Annotated in this window: 19 protein-coding genes and 1 tRNA gene; 16 read left to right on the top strand and 4 right to left on the bottom strand. The window is 64.1% G+C overall.

Annotation, left to right across the window (positions count from 1 at the left end):
* Nucleotides 1-28: 28 nt before the first annotated feature.
* The 6 genes from O7A05_RS14535 (at nucleotide 29) to O7A05_RS14560 (ending at nucleotide 6,569) form a co-directional block, all read left to right on the top strand.
* The gene (locus tag O7A05_RS14535) at nucleotides 29-1,444 is read left to right on the top strand and encodes a phage portal protein (RefSeq protein WP_337093767.1); all 1,416 of its coding nucleotides are present in this window, start codon (nucleotides 29-31) and stop codon (nucleotides 1,442-1,444) included.
* Nucleotides 1,441-3,288: a prohead protease/major capsid protein fusion protein gene (locus O7A05_RS14540; RefSeq protein ID WP_337093768.1), complete on the top strand. Its 1,848-nt coding sequence runs from the start codon at nucleotides 1,441-1,443 to the stop codon at nucleotides 3,286-3,288. The genes O7A05_RS14535 and O7A05_RS14540 overlap by 4 nt, the downstream gene beginning before the upstream one ends.
* Nucleotide 3,289: 1 nt before the next feature.
* The gene (locus tag O7A05_RS14545; protein ID WP_337093769.1) at nucleotides 3,290-3,511 is read left to right on the top strand and encodes a phage head-tail joining protein; all 222 of its coding nucleotides are present in this window, start codon (nucleotides 3,290-3,292) and stop codon (nucleotides 3,509-3,511) included.
* The gene (locus O7A05_RS14550) at nucleotides 3,508-3,855 is read left to right on the top strand and encodes a DUF2190 family protein (RefSeq protein ID WP_337093770.1); all 348 of its coding nucleotides are present in this window, start codon (nucleotides 3,508-3,510) and stop codon (nucleotides 3,853-3,855) included. Before O7A05_RS14545 ends, O7A05_RS14550 begins: the two co-directional genes overlap by 4 nt.
* A gap of 127 nt (nucleotides 3,856-3,982) precedes the next feature.
* Nucleotides 3,983-5,725 carry a phage terminase large subunit family protein gene (locus O7A05_RS14555; RefSeq protein WP_337093771.1) on the top strand — a complete coding sequence of 581 codons (1,743 nt, stop codon included), beginning with the start codon at nucleotides 3,983-3,985 and terminating at the stop codon, nucleotides 5,723-5,725.
* A 4-nt stretch (nucleotides 5,726-5,729) separates the two neighbouring features.
* A complete protein-coding gene (locus tag O7A05_RS14560) occupies nucleotides 5,730-6,569 on the top strand; it encodes a hypothetical protein (RefSeq protein ID WP_337093772.1) in 840 nt (279 codons plus the stop codon).
* A 10-nt stretch (nucleotides 6,570-6,579) separates the two neighbouring features.
* Here the strand turns inward: O7A05_RS14560 and O7A05_RS14565 are convergent, their stop codons facing one another.
* Nucleotides 6,580-7,002, bottom strand: coding sequence for a hypothetical protein (locus O7A05_RS14565; protein WP_337093773.1), 423 nt, complete (start codon nucleotides 7,000-7,002; stop codon nucleotides 6,580-6,582).
* Between the two features lie 419 nt (nucleotides 7,003-7,421).
* On the opposite strand from O7A05_RS14565, the gene O7A05_RS14570 reads away from it, so the two are divergent.
* From O7A05_RS14570 to O7A05_RS14590, 5 genes are all read left to right on the top strand, one after another.
* A complete protein-coding gene (locus O7A05_RS14570) occupies nucleotides 7,422-7,658 on the top strand; it encodes a hypothetical protein (protein ID WP_337093774.1) in 237 nt (78 codons plus the stop codon).
* Nucleotides 7,659-7,726: 68 nt separating this feature from the next.
* The gene (locus tag O7A05_RS14575) at nucleotides 7,727-8,323 is read left to right on the top strand and encodes a hypothetical protein (RefSeq protein ID WP_337093775.1); all 597 of its coding nucleotides are present in this window, start codon (nucleotides 7,727-7,729) and stop codon (nucleotides 8,321-8,323) included.
* A complete protein-coding gene (locus O7A05_RS14580) occupies nucleotides 8,320-8,559 on the top strand; it encodes a hypothetical protein (protein ID WP_337093776.1) in 240 nt (79 codons plus the stop codon). Before O7A05_RS14575 ends, O7A05_RS14580 begins: the two co-directional genes overlap by 4 nt.
* Nucleotides 8,559-8,747 carry a hypothetical protein gene (locus O7A05_RS14585; protein WP_337093777.1) on the top strand — a complete coding sequence of 63 codons (189 nt, stop codon included), beginning with the start codon at nucleotides 8,559-8,561 and terminating at the stop codon, nucleotides 8,745-8,747. The genes O7A05_RS14580 and O7A05_RS14585 overlap by 1 nt, the downstream gene beginning before the upstream one ends.
* Nucleotides 8,737-9,780 (top strand): tyrosine-type recombinase/integrase, encoded by a 1,044-nt coding sequence (locus tag O7A05_RS14590; protein ID WP_337093778.1) that lies wholly within the window; start codon nucleotides 8,737-8,739, stop codon nucleotides 9,778-9,780. Before O7A05_RS14585 ends, O7A05_RS14590 begins: the two co-directional genes overlap by 11 nt.
* Before the next feature lie 47 nt (nucleotides 9,781-9,827).
* Here O7A05_RS14590 and O7A05_RS14595 read toward each other — a convergent pair.
* Nucleotides 9,828-9,901 (bottom strand) — tRNA-Gln (locus tag O7A05_RS14595).
* A gap of 145 nt (nucleotides 9,902-10,046) precedes the next feature.
* Nucleotides 10,047-10,979, bottom strand: a complete 933-nt coding sequence (locus O7A05_RS14600) for a lysylphosphatidylglycerol synthase transmembrane domain-containing protein (RefSeq protein ID WP_337093779.1) — start codon at nucleotides 10,977-10,979, stop codon at nucleotides 10,047-10,049.
* Nucleotides 10,980-11,242: 263 nt separating this feature from the next.
* On the opposite strand from O7A05_RS14600, the gene O7A05_RS14605 reads away from it, so the two are divergent.
* Entirely contained in the window at nucleotides 11,243-12,595 is a 1,353-nt protein-coding gene (locus O7A05_RS14605) for a Ppx/GppA phosphatase family protein (RefSeq protein WP_337093780.1), read from the top strand.
* Between the two features lie 331 nt (nucleotides 12,596-12,926).
* Entirely contained in the window at nucleotides 12,927-13,640 is a 714-nt protein-coding gene (locus O7A05_RS14610) for an RlmE family RNA methyltransferase (RefSeq protein WP_337093781.1), read from the top strand.
* Nucleotides 13,641-13,705: 65 nt separating this feature from the next.
* On the opposite strand, the gene O7A05_RS14615 is transcribed toward O7A05_RS14610, so the two are convergent.
* Nucleotides 13,706-15,127 carry an MFS transporter gene (locus tag O7A05_RS14615; protein ID WP_337093922.1) on the bottom strand — a complete coding sequence of 474 codons (1,422 nt, stop codon included), beginning with the start codon at nucleotides 15,125-15,127 and terminating at the stop codon, nucleotides 13,706-13,708.
* 295 nt (nucleotides 15,128-15,422) lie between these two features.
* Here O7A05_RS14615 and guaB point away from each other — a divergent pair, with 295 nt between their 5' ends.
* From guaB to O7A05_RS14630, 3 genes are read left to right on the top strand one after another with little or no spacing between them, the layout of a single operon-like run.
* The gene (gene guaB, locus O7A05_RS14620; protein ID WP_337093782.1) at nucleotides 15,423-16,925 is read left to right on the top strand and encodes an IMP dehydrogenase; all 1,503 of its coding nucleotides are present in this window, start codon (nucleotides 15,423-15,425) and stop codon (nucleotides 16,923-16,925) included.
* Nucleotides 16,926-16,971: 46 nt separating this feature from the next.
* On the top strand, nucleotides 16,972-17,520 hold the full coding sequence (locus O7A05_RS14625) for a hypothetical protein (RefSeq protein WP_337093783.1): 549 nt from the start codon (nucleotides 16,972-16,974) through the stop codon (nucleotides 17,518-17,520).
* Between the two features lie 10 nt (nucleotides 17,521-17,530).
* Nucleotides 17,531-17,950 (top strand): MAPEG family protein, encoded by a 420-nt coding sequence (locus O7A05_RS14630; RefSeq protein ID WP_337093784.1) that lies wholly within the window; start codon nucleotides 17,531-17,533, stop codon nucleotides 17,948-17,950.
* The last annotated feature ends 2 nt before the right edge of the window (nucleotides 17,951-17,952 follow it).

The raw sequence follows: 17,952 nt of genomic DNA on the forward strand, positions 1-17,952 counted from the left end.
TCGAAAGCAAGACGACGAGGTGCGGCCGATGAGCGGCCTCACGACTCGCATCGGTCTCGCCTGGCGCGCGTTGACGCGTGGTGGCCTCGAGGCGGGCGCCGGTGGGCGCCGGTGGGCAGACGATCGCCAGATGCGCGACCCTGGCCGCGCCATTTTAACCGACGCTTCCACGATCGCTGCCCGTGCCGTCGGCTTCGTTTTGAACAATCCGCACGGCGCCCGCATCGTCGAGGCGGCAACCTCCAACCTGATCGGCACCGGCATCACGCCGCGGCCCCTTCATCCCGAAGAAATCGCGCGCGGCCGGCTTGCGCGCAACTGGACGGCATGGACCGACCAGGCCGACGCCGAAGGGCGCACCGACCATTACGGCCAACAGGCTACGGCGGTGCGCGACATGGTGACCTTCGGGGAAGGCCTCGCCATATGGACGGCGGACCCGATGAACGGCGCGCCGCAACTCCGTCGGCTTCACCCGGAACAACTCGACCGCGCCAAGTCATTACTGCTGACGGGCGGCGGCTCGATCGTGCAAGGCGTCGAGTTTTCTGCAAACGGCCGAATTGTCGCCTACTGGCTTCGCCCGCACGCACCGGGCGATATCCTCGCCGGCATGCCGCTGGTCTCCGAGCGGTGGCCGGCGAGTGAGGTTATCCATCTCTTCCGGCCGCTGTTCCCCGGCCAGGTGCGCGGGCTGTCATGGTTCGCGCCGGTGCTGCTGTCCGCTCACGAGCTCGACCAGCTGATCGACGCTATGCTTGTGCGGGCAAAGGTCGCCGCGCTTCATGCCGGCTTTGTCGTCGATGCCGACGGGGCGAATCCCTATGGCGAGACCACCGGCATCCCGCCGAGCGTCAGCCTTGAGCCCGGCGCGATGGTCAGCTTGCCGCCCGGCAAGACCGTCGAATTTCCCGACACGCCCGACCAGGGCAACGCCGTCGGCTTCGCTACGGGCATTCTGCGCATGATCGCAGCCGGCGCCGGCGTCACCTACGAAATGCTCACCGGCGATTACAGCCAGGTGAACTATTCAAGCTCGCGCGCCGCGCTGCTTGAATTCCGGCGCTTCGCCGAGCAGGTCCAGCACCACACCGTAATCCACCAGCTTTGCCGGCCGGCCTGGGAACGCTTCATCCGCTATCAGATCCTCGCCGGCAATGTCCCGGCCGCCGCCTATCAGCGCGACCGTGCTGCCTTCGGCGCCAAGTGGCTGCCGCCCGCATGGCCCTGGGTCGATCCGCAGAAGGACGCCGCGGCTGCCGTGCTGGAAATGGACAATCTGTTGCGCTCGCGTGCCGAGATCGTCGCCGAGCGCGGCTACGATGTCGAGCAGGTCGACGCGGAGATCGCCGCGGACCAGGCGCGCGCCGCCAAGCTCGGCCTCGCCCGCAAGGCGCCCGCCGCCGCGGCATCCAGTGCACCGCCGCCGGAGACCGTGCAATGACCGTTATCGACCAGAACACCAGGGCGCTTTCATTCGCGCCGCATAGCGTCGATGCAAAAGCCCGCACCGTCGAGCTGATCGCATCCACCGGCGCCGGCGTCATGCGCCGCGACATGGAAGGCGATTTCGCGGAGGTGCTATCGCTGGCGAACGGTGCCGTCGACCTATCGCGCGCCGACGGCATGCCATTGCTCGACAGTCACCGCCAGGATGGCCTCGACCGCGTGCTTGGCGTCGTGCGCGCCGTGCGCATGGAAGGCGGCAACCTCATTGTGCAGGTGCAGTTTTCCGAACGCCCGAGCGCCGACGCGATCTTTCGCGACGTGGCGACCGGCATCATCCGAAACGTGTCAGTTGGCTACGGCGTCATCGACTTTGAGGACCGTCTGGACCCTGCGGGGCTCCGGGTGCGCACGGTCACCAAATGGGCGCTGCATGAAGTTTCCCTTGTCCCGGTCGGAGCCGATGCCGGGGCCAAAACTCGGAGTCCCGAAATGACTACTCCCGCCGCTCCGGCGCCCGCACCTGCGCCGGCTCCCACGCCTTCGCCCGCACCCGCGCCTTCAATGACGCGTGCGCAGACCAACCAGGAAATCCGTGCGCTCGCGACCACGTTCAATCTCGGCAACGATTTCGCCGACCAGTTGATCGACAGCGAAGCGACCGTCGACCAGGCCCGCGCTGCCGCGATCGAAAGCGTTCGCCAAACCGGCAACCGCACGACGCCACAGGCCCGCGTGACCTCGATCGCCAACCAGGACGACCCGGGGCAGATTGCCACGCGCATGGGCGAGGCGCTCTATCTGCGCGCCAATCCTCGCCACCAGCTTTCCGAGCAGGCCCGGCCGTTCGTCGGCATGACCACGCTGGACATGGCGCGCGAGATGATGCGCCTGCGCGGTCTCGCCACCACCGGCCTTTCGGCAGCCGAGACCATCACGCGAGCGCTCAACACTACCAGCGACTTCCCGCTGATCTTTGCCGATACCGCCAACCGCACGCTTCGCGCGGCCTACCAGGCGGCACCGGCAACGCTCAAGGCCGTGGCTCGCCAGACCACCGCCCGCGACTTCCGCGCCAAGACTAGCATCCAGCTCGGCGAGGCGCCGACGTTGGAGAAGGTGAACGAGGCCGGCGAATACAAATACGGCTCGATGGCCGAAGCCGCCGAAACGTACAAGATCGACACTTTCGGCAAGATCGTCGGCCTGTCCCGCAAAGCTATCGTCAATGACGATCTCGGCGCCTTCACCGATTTGGCCGGCAAGATGGGCGCTGCCGCCGCTGACTTCGAAGCGCAATTTCTTGTCGATCTGCTGATCACCGGCTCCGGTCTCGGCCCGACGATGAGCGACACCAAGAAGCTCTTCCACGCCGATCACGGCAATCTTGCCGCCACCGCCGTCGACCTCGCCGGCGCTTCAGCAATCGACGGCCTGGGCGCCGGCCGCCTGGCCATGCGCAAGCAGACCGGCCTGTCGGGCAAGCGCATCAACGTGACGCCGAAGTTTCTGGTTGTTCCGCCGGAACTGGAAACCGCTGGCGAAAAGCTGCTTGCATCCATCCAGGCTGCCACCGTCGACGACGTCAATCCGTTCTCCGGCAAGCTGCAGTTGCTTGTAGAAGCCCGCCTTACTTCGGCAATCCGCTGGTACATCGCGGCCGACCCGGCAACCTTCGAGGGGCTGGAATACGCCTATTTGCAGGGCGCCGAAGGTCCGCAGACTGAAACGCGCGCCGGCTTCGAGGTCGACGGCGTGGAAGTCAAGGTCCGCCTCGATTTCGGTGCCGCCTTCACCGACTACCGCGGCTGGTACATGAACCAGGGCTTGGTGCACTCGTAAGATGGCCACGCTCGCGGAACTCCAGTCCCAACTCGACACGCTGCGCAGAGCCCGCGCCACGGGCCTGCGTTCTGCGCAGCATGGCGACAGCAAGACCGAGTACCGCAGCGACGCCGAACTGGCTGCGGCCATAGCCGACCTTGAACGCCAGATCGCGGGCGTCAACGGCCGCGGGCCGGGTGGCGTGTTCTATTTCACCTCATCGAAAGGACTTTCGACATGAAGAACTATGTGCAGGCCGGCAACGTCATCACCGCGACCGCGCCCGCCGGCGGCGTGTCTTCCGGGGATGGCATTCTCTACGACAGCCTCTTCGGCGTGGCCTCTACCGACGCGGCCGAGGGCGAGGACTTCGAGCTGGCAACCGTCGGCGTCTTCGATCTGCCGAAGGCAACGGGCGCCGTGACGTTCGGCCAAGCCATCTATTGGGACGACGACGCCAAGGTCGTCACCACCGATGACAGCAGCACCGAGGGCGACAACCAGCCGATCGGCTCGGCTGTGGCTGAGGCCGGCTCCGGCGCGGCTACCGCACGGGTGCGCCTCGCACCGCAGATCGCCGGCTGACACGCGATGTCATGGGGCGCGGCCCGCCCCCTCCGCGTCATCCTCGACGGGTGGCGCGGGTCCTGTCTGCCCGATTCGTATGCGGGGCGGCGCAGCCCGACACGTCAGTCAGTGAGAAAAAACGCCCATGCGTCGTCGTAAATCGCTGTCCCGATGGATCGAAGGCAACGTCGTCCTGCCGCGCGAGGTATGCGCCGATCCCGGCCCGATGCGTCTGTGGCCGTGGCACCGGGGCATAGTCGAGGCCGTCGAGGATCCGGCAATCGAGCGCATAACCCTGGTCAAGCCGGTGCGCGTCGGCTTTTCCACTCTGCTGCACGCCGTGACCGCCTACCACATCGCAGAGGCTCCGGCGCCGATCCTTAGCGTCCTGCCGACTGATGCCGACTGCCGGCGCGTCATGGTCTCGGAACTGGAACGCATCTTCGAGGCCTCGCCGAACCTCGAAGGCAAGCTTCCATCACCAAAACTTGGCGATCGAACGGGCCAGCACCGCTCGACCATCCTGCATCGGCTATTCGACGGCGGCTCCCTGCATTTCGTAGCAGCCCGCGCGCCGCGAAACCTTCGAGGGCCGACGGCGCGAATCCTGCTTTGCGATGAGGTCGACGGGATGGTGCTGACCGACGAGGGCAGCCCGATCGACCTGGCCATCGATCGAACGCACTCCTTCGGCGACCGCAAGATCATCATCGGAAGCACGCCTGGCGACGAGGAAACGAGCCTGATCCTGCCGCTCTATGCCCAGAGCGATCGGCGGGTTTTCGAGGTGCCTTGTCCCGACTGCGGCGCCTTCACCGAGATCCTGTGGCAGCATATCCAATGGGAACCCGACAAACCGCATACGGCGACCTTCTGCTGCCCGTCCTGCGGCGTCCTGGTCGACGAGAAGCACAAGCCGGCGATGGTCCGCAAAGGCCGCTGGCGCGCCACCGGCGAGGCAAACGGCCATGCCGGCTTTCGGCTCAATGCGCTTGTCTCGCTGCTTGCAAACGCTTCCTGGGGAAAGCTTGCTGCTGATTTCTTGCTGAAGAAAGACGATAGCGAGCGCCTGAAAACGTTCGTCACGCGCTTCCTGGGGCAGGGCTGGCGGGACGAGGCGGAAACCATTGACGAAAACGCGCTTGCCGCCCGCGCCGAAGGCTTTTCCCTCGACCGGATTCCGGCCGAGGTCGTGGTGATCACCATCGGCGTCGACGTGCAGGACGATCGCTTGGAATGCTCGATCTGCGGATGGTCGCGGGAGGGGGAATGCCTGATCCTGGGCCATATGGTCATCTGGGGAAGCCCTGACGATAACGAGACCTGGCAGGAACTGGAAAAGCTCCTGCGCACCCGCTGGAAGCACCCGCACGGCGGCGAGCTGCAGGTTGATGCGGCGTGCGTCGATTCCGGCGATGGTGACTGGACGGATTGCGTCTACCGGTTCTGCTTTCCGCGCGCCGGCCGCCGCGTCATGGCTATCAAGGGCGCGCCGGGATCGCGGCCGTCAATCGCCTTCTCGAAGAGTAAGACCAAGGGCGGCCGTCTGTGGATTGTCGGCGTCGATACCGTCAAGACAATCATCGTTTCCCGCCTGGCCCGCGCCAAGGGCATACGCTTTTCCGCTGAGCTGGAGCCGACCTATTTTGAGCAGCTCGCCAGCGAGCGCCGAGTTGTTCGGTTCATCCGCGGGCGCCCCATCCACCGCTTCGAGCGCATCCCCGGCGCCCAAGCCGAAGCGCTCGATTGTCTCACCTATGCCTTCGCGGCTCGAGCGGCGGTGCAAATCCCGCTCGACCAGCGCGAGGACGATTTGCGGGCGCCGCCCGCGGCTCGGGTGCCGCCGCCGGTCGTGGTGCAAAGCCGATGGATGACGGAAAGGCGGTGACGACATGCTTGCCCGCGTACCGTGGAAGCCGCGACAGGTGGACAAGCCCAAGCCGCGCGCACGCGTGCTTAGTCGCGATCGGCGCCGGCATCTGATCGACACGACGGCGGCCGTTCTCAAAAGCGGCCTTCCGACCTACTTTGCGTTCGAAGGCTCCGTCCGACACGGGCTACGTTCGAGCCTTTGTCTGGCCGGCTGGTCGTGGTCCGCCGCCGACGTCGCCGCCGCCGACGTGGTCGACGCCGCCCTTCGGCAGATTGGTGCAAGGCGGCCAACCTGGCAGCAAGGACAGGCCGAATATACTGAGGATCGAACCGAACGGCTGACATGCGCCAATGAAGGTTGCCACAAGCCCACGGCGATCGATCTCCGCGATGGGAGGCAGACGAAATATTGCAGCGATCTTTGCCGGCGCTCGCACGCCGACAAGGTGCACTATCGGTCTGGCACCCAGATGTCGAAAGCGGAGTGGATGGTTTTTTGGGCGGCCCACCGCGCCGAGAAGGTCAAGACGCGCGATTGCGAGCGTTGCGGCGGGCTGTTCGTCCAGCGGAGCCGGAACGGTCGCTATTGCACCGTTGAATGCTCGCGCGCCGCCGGCGCCGATGCGCGCCGCACGATCTTCGAGCAGGCGTGCCTGGTATGCGGTACCATGTTCCGGCCGCCGAACGGTAGGGGCGCGAAATACTGCAACGCCAAGTGTATGGGCGCCGCCTACCGCACGTTGCCAGAAAAGACATGCGAGCACTGCGGCAAGGTCTTCAGGCTTAAGGAATCCGGGCAGCGGTTCTGCAGCCAGCCATGCGCCAGTTCGTCACGCTTCCGTTGCGAGGCGGCAGAGTAGCGCGACTGGCTTATTCCTGATGGGCGGCCCATGCCTTCCGAACGTCGTCGAGGATGTCAATGTACCGATCTAGGCCATCTTCGTCCGCCAGGAAGCCGTTCTCGTCTGGAATGCGAACAGCCGTCAGCGTCATATCGTATCCCGGCAACTTGTAGGGAACACGGTCGGCGAAGAATCCCTCGGGCACCTCGGCTTCAAACCGTCGCGTCTGGAAAGTATCGCCAGGAGATGTGCCCCAGATGCCAAATGTTCCGGTGGGAAATGTGGCTTCCAATGAAACGCGAAACCCGCCGGTAGGTCCCGGAGCGATCGTTCCACGATACCGGGTGCCCGACGTGTCGTTCCCGCGGATAGAGCCGTCTTCAATTCTGAGTACCAGGATTGACGCACCGCTCTCGGCCGTCGCTGCGATCGAATAGGTGCCATCTTGCATGAAAATCACTCTCCCCTTTGGGTGCAGCCTCGCGCTTGACGATTCGATCGAATAAGCGGACGTTACGCGCACCCGCCGACTGTTGGAAGCAGTCGACGGGCACTTGCCACCGGAAGCCTTGCAGGGCCTCGCAGTGACCGACACCAGATTTATCATTCCGATCACGATTCGCTAGGCGTTGCGCCGGGCTTCCTCAACCTTTGGAGGAAGTGCCACATGAACAAATCTTCGGAAGATCCACAAGCTCGCGTAGTCCGCCTAATGCGAGAGCTGTCGGACGCGCTTGACGATTTCTACTGGGGTCGCGATCGCGCCGGCGCCACCATGTGGAGCGCGACCGTCTATCCCGTGTCTCACCCTTCCCACGGTGGTTATGCGATTAGCCAACTTGACGAGCGGTTCGCGGCGCGAGTGCTGTCATGATCGGCAGGCTTGTTTTTGACGAGATGCCGGCGGGTTGGTTCGTTATCGATGTGATGCGCCTCAAGTCGCGGAGTTGCGATTGGACGGCGCTCATGACCGATACGCATCCCGACGAGGATGATCCACATGCGCGAATCTTCGCTCGGCAATGCTGGGTCCGGATTCCGGGCAAGCATCGAAACCGCGACGCCGCTTGGGACATGCTGGAGGCTATGGCGGCTACACGTCATTGATTTTGGTTGCACACTGCACCCGGGCGTGCTAGGTCGGGTGCAGTGTGCAACCATCCAAAGGCATTTCAATGGTCAAATTTCTGAATCGCGAAAGCTTCTGTGCCCTCGTTGGCATGGAAGTGAACACGTTCAAGTCGCTGCGGCAGCGCGGCCAGGTTCCCGCTGTGTGGGGCGACGATCCTGAAAGGGAAGCTGCACGAGGCTTCACCGATACGGCGACCTTCCTGATGATGCTCGCCGACGAGCTCTATGAGAATCTCGCTATCTCGCGCGAGCGCTCCGCCGAGATTGCCGCACGGGCGTTCATGGTCTTCACGGATCGCTGGCAGGAAGTTTGCGACGGGAGCGCCGCCTTGGTCGACGGCAAGAAGCCATCGGCCGAGATACTCTACGGAGTGGTCGATATGGCCGGCGCCGAGCCTATTTGCGTATGCGGTGCATTTGCCCAGATCGCGGCCGAGTTCGTTGCTCCATCTAACGTCGTGACTGTCAATATCACACGACTTGCAGCCAAGCTTCGCCGCCGCGCGAGCGACCTCGGCATCGACATTGAAGATTTCTGGCACCCAGAAAGATGGCCGGGCCGAAGCAGCGCAGAGTGGAAAGCAAAGGCATCCACTGGTTTGCAGACGTCCCCCTTCTGTCCGAAGGGGCGTCCGGCATGATCACCCAGCGCAACGAGATCGAGTTGATCGAGTACATGGAGAGCGCCGCGTTCAAGCGCCGCTCGAAGCGGCTGCAGGCGCGCATCGCGAAGTTGTGGAAAGCTGGCAAAAAGGAGCCGTCGTTCGACAAGATGGCCGAGGCGCTCGATTTGCCTTTGGATGTCGTAGTGGGCGGCTTCATGCATTCGATGGCTAAGGCCGGTATGCCCGTCCGGCCGCTGGGGCGCGTTAACTGATGGCCGCTCGCGCCGCTTCCTTCCGTCAAGTCGATGTATCCCGCGCCATCAAGGCAGCGGCGTCGGCTGGCATGAAGGTGGCGCGCGTCGAGATAGACCCGACGGGCAAGATCGTGGTCGTCGCAGTAGGACAAGCGCCGGAACCGGCGAACGAACTCGACAAATGGATGGCGAACCATGCGGGTTAGATTGAAGGGCCTGAACAGCGTCAAGAAGAAGCTCGCCGATGGCACGACCAAGACCTTCTACTATGCTTGGAAGGGCGGGCCTTCGCTCCCCGGCAAGCCCGGCGAGCCAGAATTCATTGCGGCGTACAACGCCGCCGTTGCCCGCAAGATCGAGCCGCCGCGCGGCGTGTTGCTATCGATCCTTCAAGGCTTCCAGGCCACTACGTTATGGGATGACCTCGCTCCGCGCACCCGTCGCGATTACGTGGGCCTGATCAAGGTCATCGAAAAGGACTTCGGCGATTTCCCGCTCTCCGCGCTCGCCGACCGCCGCACCCGCGACATCTTCATGAACTGGCGGGACAAGCGCGCCAAGGCCTCACGCCGGCAGGCGGATTATTCGTGGCAGGTTTTGGCACGCATCCTGTCATGGGCGCACGGTCGCGGGCTGGTCATCGCCAATCCTTGCGAAAAGGGCGGGCGCGTTTATCGCGGCAGCCGCGCCGAATTCGTCTGGACCGATGCCGACGAAGCCGCATTCCTCGCCAGCGCGCCGAAGCATTTGCACCTTGCGCTTATCCTTGCCCTTTGGACCGGCCAGCGCCAGGGCGACCTGTTGCGCCTCGCGTGGACGCAATACGATGGTAAGGTGATCCGGCTCCAGCAAGGAAAGACCGGTGCACGTGTGCAAGTCCCGGTCGGCGCCCCGTTGAAAGCCGCTCTCGACGCCGATCGCGGCAAGGCTGGCCTAATCCTGCTCAACAGCGACAAGGAACCTTGGACGGCGGACGGCTTCCGGTCATCGTGGCGGAAGGCATGTGCCGCTGCCGGGATCGTTGGCGTCACCTTCAACGATCTTCGCGGCACCGCCGTCACCCGCCTTGCGATAGCCGGATGCACGGAAGCGGAGATCGCTACAATCACCGGGCACAGCCTTCGCGACGTGCGATCGATCCTCGATGCGCACTACCTCAACCGTGATCCCGCGCTCGGAGAATCTGCCATTCGGAAGCTCGAAAAGAGAACAAATTCTCCCAACCAAGCGTCCAACTGACCTGAAATGTTCCAAATGAAAAACGGGAAAAGCGTAGCAAAATCAAGTGGCTGGGGAACCTGGATTCGAACCAGGACTAACGGAGTCAGAGTCCGTGGGTCTACCGTTAACCTATTCCCCAGCAGGCGCGGCTGGTGCCGAGCGATGCGGGCGGCTCATGTGCCGCGAGCGCTGCCTTGTAGCCGCCATCGGAAAATAGTCAAGCCCGCAACTGAGTTCAATCGCAGGCTTTTTGCCGATGCTCGCCGCGGAAGCGGGCAGGGATTTCAACTCCCGCCTTTGCTGTACTGCGAATGCTCGAAATAGAGCACCACGCCAAGGCCGATCAGCAGCGGAATGATGAGATAGAACAAGCGGAACACCAGAAGCGCGGCAAGCACGCCCACCGGATCCATGTCGGAAAGTCCGGTGAGGAAGACGACCTCGAACACGCCGAGCGCGCCCGGCGCATGCGACAGAAGCCCGATCGAGAACGACACCATGAACACGCCGAGCACGACGAAATAGCCGGGATTGCCGACTTCCGGCAGGGCAAAATAGATGATTGCAGCGGCTCCCAGCAGTTCGACCGGTCCGATCAGCAACTGTCGCGCCACGATCGGCAGCGCCGGGTAGTGGAGCTGAAAGCTGCCGATCATCAATGGTCTCAGCCGCAGCCAGCTGCCGAAGGCATAAGTGCCGACGAGGATAAGCATGGCGAACCCCACGGCGAATGCGGCGCCATGATGCGGCGCGCCGGTGAAGCGATCGATGATCTGCGGCTCGAACAGCAGAACGAGGCCGCCGAGGAAAACGCTGGACAGGATGAAGGTGAACCAGCAGATCGCCACCAGCACACCGACCTCCTGGCCGGTCAGCCCTCGCGTGGCATAGGCGCGGTAACGGATGACAGCGCCGGAAAACACCGAGCCGCCGATATTGTGCGACACCGCGTAAGTGGTGAAGGAGCACAGCGTGACGAACAGCCACGATACTTTTTTGCCTATATGCAGCAGCGCTATGTGGTCGTAGCCGGCGAGCGAGGCATAGGCGACGACCGCGCTCAGTGCCGCGAGCACCCAATCGCGCGGCGGGATGGCGGCAATGCCGGCCCAGACATCGTCGAGCGAAATGCCGCGCAGCTCGTGGATGAGCAGCCACAGCGAGAACGCCACGGCCGCGATGCCTATGACCGGCCAGAAATAGCGCCTCCAATTCATGGCGTCGTCATCATGCGCTGCAACTCATTGATTTAATGTGCCCAACCCTTCGAACCCGGATTTGAGACATGCCTGATTGAAGCCGGCTATTCAACCGGCAAGACATTGCCCCTACGTGATCCTGGCAAAATGCGACGTTGGCGAAATTCGGCCTCGCGCTCTTGGTGATTGCGAACGGCGCTGCTACTCTGTTGCCAACTTGAAACAAATCGAGGTGCCTGCTGCGTCCGATCCCGGTTCGCGCGGCGCCGGAAGGAACTGAAGTGGAAGACCACGATACCGGCGCGGGCGCGTCGGCAGTGGGCATGTCCGGGGCATCGCCGACGCAATCGGCGGGCCCGCACACGGCGCGATTCAGCCGCCACGCGGGCGCGCACCAAAGACATGCCAGCCAGCGACAGATTGGCCTAAGTCAGGCCGACCAGCATGGCGATCAACCAAAAGGCAAGACACGCAAGCGCCGCAAGCGCAAGCGCGGCCGCAAGGTGTTCGCGCGCGACGAGAACGGCGCCGTGCCGCATGCCGCGCCTGCCGCCACGGCGGCTAGCCAGCCTCGGAGCGGGCCTTCGCCGTTTGATCCAAAGCTGGCGGCCCCGCAGCGTCCGCCGCAGCAGGAATTGCCTGTGTTCGCCGCGCTGGACCTCGGCACCAACAATTGCCGGTTGCTGGTCGCTGTGCCCGGCCGCCACGGTCAATTCCGCGTCATCGACGCTTTCTCGCGCATTGTCAGGCTGGGCGAGGGGCTGACCGCCAGCGGCCGGCTCGGCCAGGCGGCGATGGATCGCGCGGTAGAGGCGCTGAAGATCTGCGGCGAGAAGCTGCGCAACCGCAAGATCAGGAAAGCCAGGCTGATCGCCACCGAAGCCTGTCGCTCGGCCGCAAACGGTGTCGAGTTTTTGGATCGCGTCGAGCGCGAGGCCGGGCTTAAGCTCGAGATCATCGACCGCCAGACCGAGGCCCGCCTTGCCGTTTCCGGTTGCGGCTCGCTGGTCGAGCGCGACACTCAAGGCGTGGTGCTGTTCGACATTGGCGGCGGCTCGTCGGAAATCGCGCTGATCGACCTCACCGGGCGGCGCTCTCCGCGGCTGGCCAACCACATTGTCTCCTGGACATCGCTGCCCGTCGGCGTCGTGTCGCTCGCCGAGCGCTTCGGCGGCCGCACCGTGACGCGCGAGACCTTTGCCGCCATGGTGGACGATGTGGCCGCCCGGCTGAAGGCCTTCGACGGCCGAGATCGGCTCGCCCATGTGCTGGCCAGCCCCAACTTCCATCTGCTTGGCACTTCCGGCACGGTGACGACGCTTGCCGGCGTGCATCTCGATCTCGATCGCTACGACCGCCGCCGCGTCGACGGCCTGTGGATGGACCGCGACAGCGTCGACCGCATGATCGAGCGGCTGATCGGCTGGGACTTCCAGCAGCGCTGCGCCAACCCCTGCATCGGCGCCGACCGCGCCGATCTCGTGCTCGCCGGCTGCGCCATCCTGGAAGCGATCCGCGGTGTCTGGCCATCCGAGCGGCTGCGCGTCGCCGACCGCGGCCTGCGCGAGGGAATTTTGAGCGAGCTGATGGCCGATGACGGCGTCTGGCGCAATAATGGCGGGCGCCGCGCATGATCCCAAAAAGTGGCCGCGTTGTTTTGATGAGCAGTCGACCCCGACTCCGTCGAGCTACGCTCGACACCTCTCCCCCGATCGACGGGGGAGAGGAAAGGCGCGAGGTCGCCAGCCTTGGCTCCCTTTCTCTCCCTCCGAAGGGGGGAGAGGTGGCGCCGCGAAGCGGCGACGGGGTGGGGGAAGCCCTCCGGGAAACGCGAAGCGGTCGCAAAACCGGCACGACGACGCGAGCAGGAAAAAGCGGACCAGAAGTCCTGATACCGAATTTCAGGTCAGCGAAAAGTCGCGATCGGTTTTCGCACAGGATCATGCTCGGGCAAGAAATCAGGCAATGACCAGGAAACCCGAAAAGCCAGGATCTGCCGGCATTCGCGTCCTCAAGACCAGGATCAAGAAGAAGAGCGGCTTGAAGGAATCCTCGCGCCGTTGGCTCGAGCGCCACATGAACGATCCCTATGTGCAGCGCTCCAAGGCCGATGGCTACCGTTCGCGCGCCGCCTATAAGCTGATCGAGATCGACGACAAGCATCGTCTGCTGAAGCCCGGCATGAAAGTCATCGACCTGGGCGCGGCGCCCGGCGGATGGTGCCAGGTGGCAGCCGCGCGGACGAAGTCGACGGCGGAAAATCCGCATGTCGTCGGCATCGACTATCTCGAAATGGATGCGGTTCCGGGCGCTATCATCCTGCAGATGGATTTCCTTGATCCTGACGCGCCGCAAAAACTTGCCGAGGCGCTCGGCGGCCAGCCGGATGTGGTGCTGTCCGACATGGCCGCACCCACGACCGGGCATCGCCGCACCGATCATCTGCGCACCATGCATCTGTGCGAAGTCGCGGCCGATTTCGCGCTGCACGTCCTGAAGCCCGGCGGGCACTTCCTCGCAAAGACCTTTCAGGGTGGCGCTGAGAATGAGCTTTTGTCACTGCTGAAGCAGAACTTCCGCTCAGTCCATCATGTGAAGCCGCCGGCCTCGCGCGATGAATCGGTGGAGCTTTACCTGCTGGCGAAGGAGTTCAAAGGTCCCGGAACTTCGTCATTCTAGGCTCTGCGCTCCGCTTCGCGTCGCTCCGCCCTAGAATGACGATGTTACGGCAGGGCGCGCCACCATTACTTCCCCGCCGTGCCCACCGTTTCCAGCGTCTTCGGTGTGGTCAGCCGACCGTGTCCCGAGACCGCATTGCCTGCCTCCGGCGCAAGCCGCATGAAGGTGATCGAGGCTGCCGCCGAGACGGCTGCCACGATGAAGAAGGCGATGTGGAAATCCCTCAAGGTCAGCGGCCCGCCATGGATCGAGGTCGACACTTCGAGGATGCCGCCGGCCAGCGCCACGCCCATCGCGATCGACAATTGCTGGAAAACCGCCGTGATCGGCGTCGCCTTGCTGGTGTCGGCGGACGTGATCTCGGCATAGGAGAGCGCATTGACGCCGGTGAAGAACATCGAGCGGATGAAGCCTCCGACCAAAAGGATAGCCAGCATCAGCGCGTTGGGCGTCTGCGGCGTGAACAGCCCGTAGATGGCGATCGAGGCGGCCGCGACCAGTGAGCCCCAGATCAGCACGCGCCGGAAGCCGGCGAGCCGGAACAGCAGCGCGGTGACGAACTTCATGCCGATGGCGCCGATCGCCGAGACGAAGGTGATCATGCCCGACTGGAATGGCGTCAACCCGAAGCCGATCTGGAACATCAGCGGCAGAAGGAACGGCACCGCGCCGATGCCGATGCGAAACAGCGAGCCGCCGAGCACGGAGGATCGGAAGACCTGGTTGCGGAACAGCTCCAGCGCCAGCAGCGGGTTCCTGGCGCGCCGCGCATGGAGGAGATAAAGCACGCCGGAGATCACCCCGACCGCCACCGTGATGAAGCCGGCCATTGGCGGCAGCGCCGGCAGGCTGACGACGGAAAGGCCGAAGACGACGCCGGAAGCTGCGAGACCGCTGAGCACAAATCCGGGGAAATCGAGTGGCGGTGTCTCCGCAGGCTCGGTTTCGGGCAAGAACCGCGTGGCGAGCCAGATGCCCAGCAACCCGATCGGCACATTGATCAGAAAAATCCAGTGCCAGGTGAAATAGGTGGTGATGAAGCCGCCGATCGGTGGGCCGACCAGAGGGCCGACAAGCGCCGGCACGGTCAGCCAGGACATTGCCGCGACCAGCTCGCTCTTCGGCGTGGCGCGCACCAGCACAAGGCGGCCGACCGGCGTCATCATAGCGCCGCCTATGCCTTGCAGGAATCGCGACACCACGAATGCCGGCAGCGAATTGGAGAACGCGCAGGCGACGGAGCCGGCGATGAAGACGCCGATCGCGGCGCGGAACACGGTCTTGGCGCCAAACCGGTCGGCCATCCAGCCGCTGATCGGAATGAAGATCGCCAGCGACACCAGATAGGCCGTCAGCGCCAGCTTCAGCGCGATCGGGCTGGTGTGGATGGCGACGGCGATCGCCGGCAGCGATGTCGCGATCACGGTCGAATCCATGTTCTCCATGAACAAGGCGACCGCCAGGATAAGCGGGATGATGCGGTTCAGGGAAACGCCCTGATCTGTCTTCGCGATTCTAGGCCCGGCTTGGGGGCGAACCGGTGTGACCGGGCGGTTATCACGCCTCGGCCCCGATGTCGCATTAAATTGCTGTCACTTTTGCGGGAACGCAACCACTGGTGGGTGGAAAGTGACCGAGCGCAAGACTTTGCGATTGGCGCAACGATCGGCTTTTCAACCGCGACAGGACGTGGTACCAGCCAGCGCCAATCCTGAAAGGGAAGATGAGAGTCGGCGCTGGCCAATCGGCCCGGCGCCTTTTCCGCATTCAAAAGGACTGGCCATGGCGAAAATCATCGAAACGTCCACCGGCGCGCTGGCGCTGACCTTCGACGACGTGCTCTTGCAGCCCGGCCATTCCGAGGTGATGCCGGGCGAAACCGACATCCGTACCCGCATAGCCGGCGATATCGATCTCAACGTGCCGATCCTGTCGGCGGCCATGGACACCGTCACCGAGGCGCGGCTGGCGATCGCCATGGCGCAGGCCGGCGGCATCGGCGTCATCCACCGCAATTTCTCGCCGGCCGAGCAGGCCGAGCAGGTCAGGCAGGTGAAGAAATTCGAATCCGGCATGGTGGTGAACCCCGTCACCATCGGCCCCGACGCAACGCTGGCCGACGCGCTGGCGCTGATGCGCACCTATTCGATCTCCGGCATTCCGGTGGTGGAAAATGGCGGCACCGGCGGCCACACCGTCGGCCGCCTGGTCGGCATCCTCACCAACCGCGACGTGCGCTTCGCCTCCGATCCGGCGCAGAAGGTCTACGAGCTGATGACGCGTGAGAACCTGATCACCGTCAAGGAGAATGTCGACCAGGACGAAGCCAAGCGTCTCCTCCACAAGCACCGCATCGAGAAGCTGGTGGTGGTCGACAGGAATGGCAATTGCGTCGGCCTGATCACCGTCAAGGACATAGAGAAGTCGCAGCTCAACCCGCACGCTACCAAGGATGCCCAGGGGCGCCTGCGCGCCGCGGCCGCCACAAGTGTCGGCGACGACGGCTTCGAGCGCGCCGAGCGCCTGATCGACGCCGGCGTCGACCTTTTGGTCATCGACACCGCGCACGGTCATTCGCAGCGCGTGCTGGATGCGGTGACGCGGGCGAAGAAACTCTCAAATTCCGTACGCATTCTGGCCGGCAATGTCGCCACGGCCGACGGCACGCAGGCGCTGATCGACGCCGGCGCCGACGCGGTCAAGGTCGGCATCGGTCCGGGCTCGATCTGCACCACCAGAATCGTCGCCGGCGTCGGCGTGCCGCAGTTGTCGGCGATCATGTCGGCGGTCGAGACGGCAAGCAAGGCCGGCGTCAGCGTCATCGCCGACGGCGGCATCAAATATTCGGGCGATCTCGCCAAGGCGCTCGCCGCGGGCGCAAGTGCGGCCATGATCGGTTCGCTGCTTGCCGGCACCGACGAGAGCCCCGGCGAGGTCTATCTTCACCAGGGCCGCTCCTTCAAGGCCTATCGCGGCATGGGTTCGGTCGGCGCCATGGCGCGCGGCTCGGCCGATCGCTACTTCCAGGCCGAGGTCCGCGACACCCTCAAACTGGTTCCGGAGGGCATTGAGGGGCAGGTTCCCTACAAAGGACCTGTGGCTGGCGTGCTGCACCAGCTTGCAGGCGGCCTGAAAGCCGCTATGGGTTATGTGGGTGGACGTGATCTTGCAGATTTCCGCGAGCGCGCCACTTTTGTGCGCATATCCAACGCCGGACTTCGTGAAAGCCATGCCCATGACGTCACGATCACCCGCGAAAGCCCCAATTACCCGGGCGGAATTTGATCGGCAGGCCGATCAGTCCGAGCGCCAGCGGGGACTGTGGCGTGATTTGAGCGTGGCGGTGCTGCGGCTGTCGCGTCACGCGGCGGCGCTCTCCATCGCCTCGATTGCGCTGTTCCTGGTCATGACGGCGCTGGAGTTTCTCTATTTCCAGCGCTTGAGCGGCGGCCTGGCTTCACTCGATATGCGCGTCGCCGGCTTCACGCCCGACGAAGGCATGGCCTGGCTCACCGCGCTCGGCCGTCGCGGCGGCGAGATCATCATCGTCTGGCACTACCTGACATTCGATCTTTTGTTCCCGGCGCTGCTGTCGCTGACGCTGGTGAGCCTCATCCTCGCCTTCGGGCGGCGGCTAAGCACCTTCCGCGCCATGCCGGCGCAGCTCCAGGCATTGTTCTCGCTGGTGCTGGTGCTGCCCTATGCGGTCGCCGACTACGCGCAGAATTTTGCGCTGGCGCGGCTGCTTTCCGATTTCCAGCTGGCCAATCCCGATTCGCTGGCCCTCGCCTCGTCGCTGACCGTTACCAAATTCGCGCTGCTGGCGATTCCGGTCTTCGTCATCGCGGTCTTCGTGCTGGCCGGGCAGCGGCGGCGCTGAGGGTAAGTAAATGCGCCAGACCGCCATCTTCTGGCCGATGCTGGCGCATGTTCTTCTGGTCTATATCGTCTATCTGGTGATGTTCAAGCGGCGCTATCTCGCCGTGAAGTCGGGCGAGGCCAGGATCAGCCAGTACAAGGTCCGCTCGACCGAGCCGGCCTCAAGCGTCACCGTCGCCAACAATCTGATCAACCAGTTCGAGCTGCCGGTTCTCTTCCACGTGCTGTGCCTGGCGCTGTTCGTCACCAACGGCGTGAACTATCTGACGCTGGCACTGATGTGGCTCTTCATAGTCACGCGCTATGTTCACGCCTGGGTGCATCTCGACAGAAACTATGTGCTGCACCGCAGCCGCGCCTTCTTCCTAGGCGCGGGCGTACTTCTCATCGCCTGGATCTGGTTCGCGTTGCACTTGCTGGGGCTGGTTTAACG

This window comes from Mesorhizobium argentiipisi (SeqCode), assembly GCF_037179585.1.
Taxonomy (GTDB): Bacteria; Pseudomonadota; Alphaproteobacteria; order Rhizobiales; family Rhizobiaceae; genus Mesorhizobium; species Mesorhizobium argentiipisi.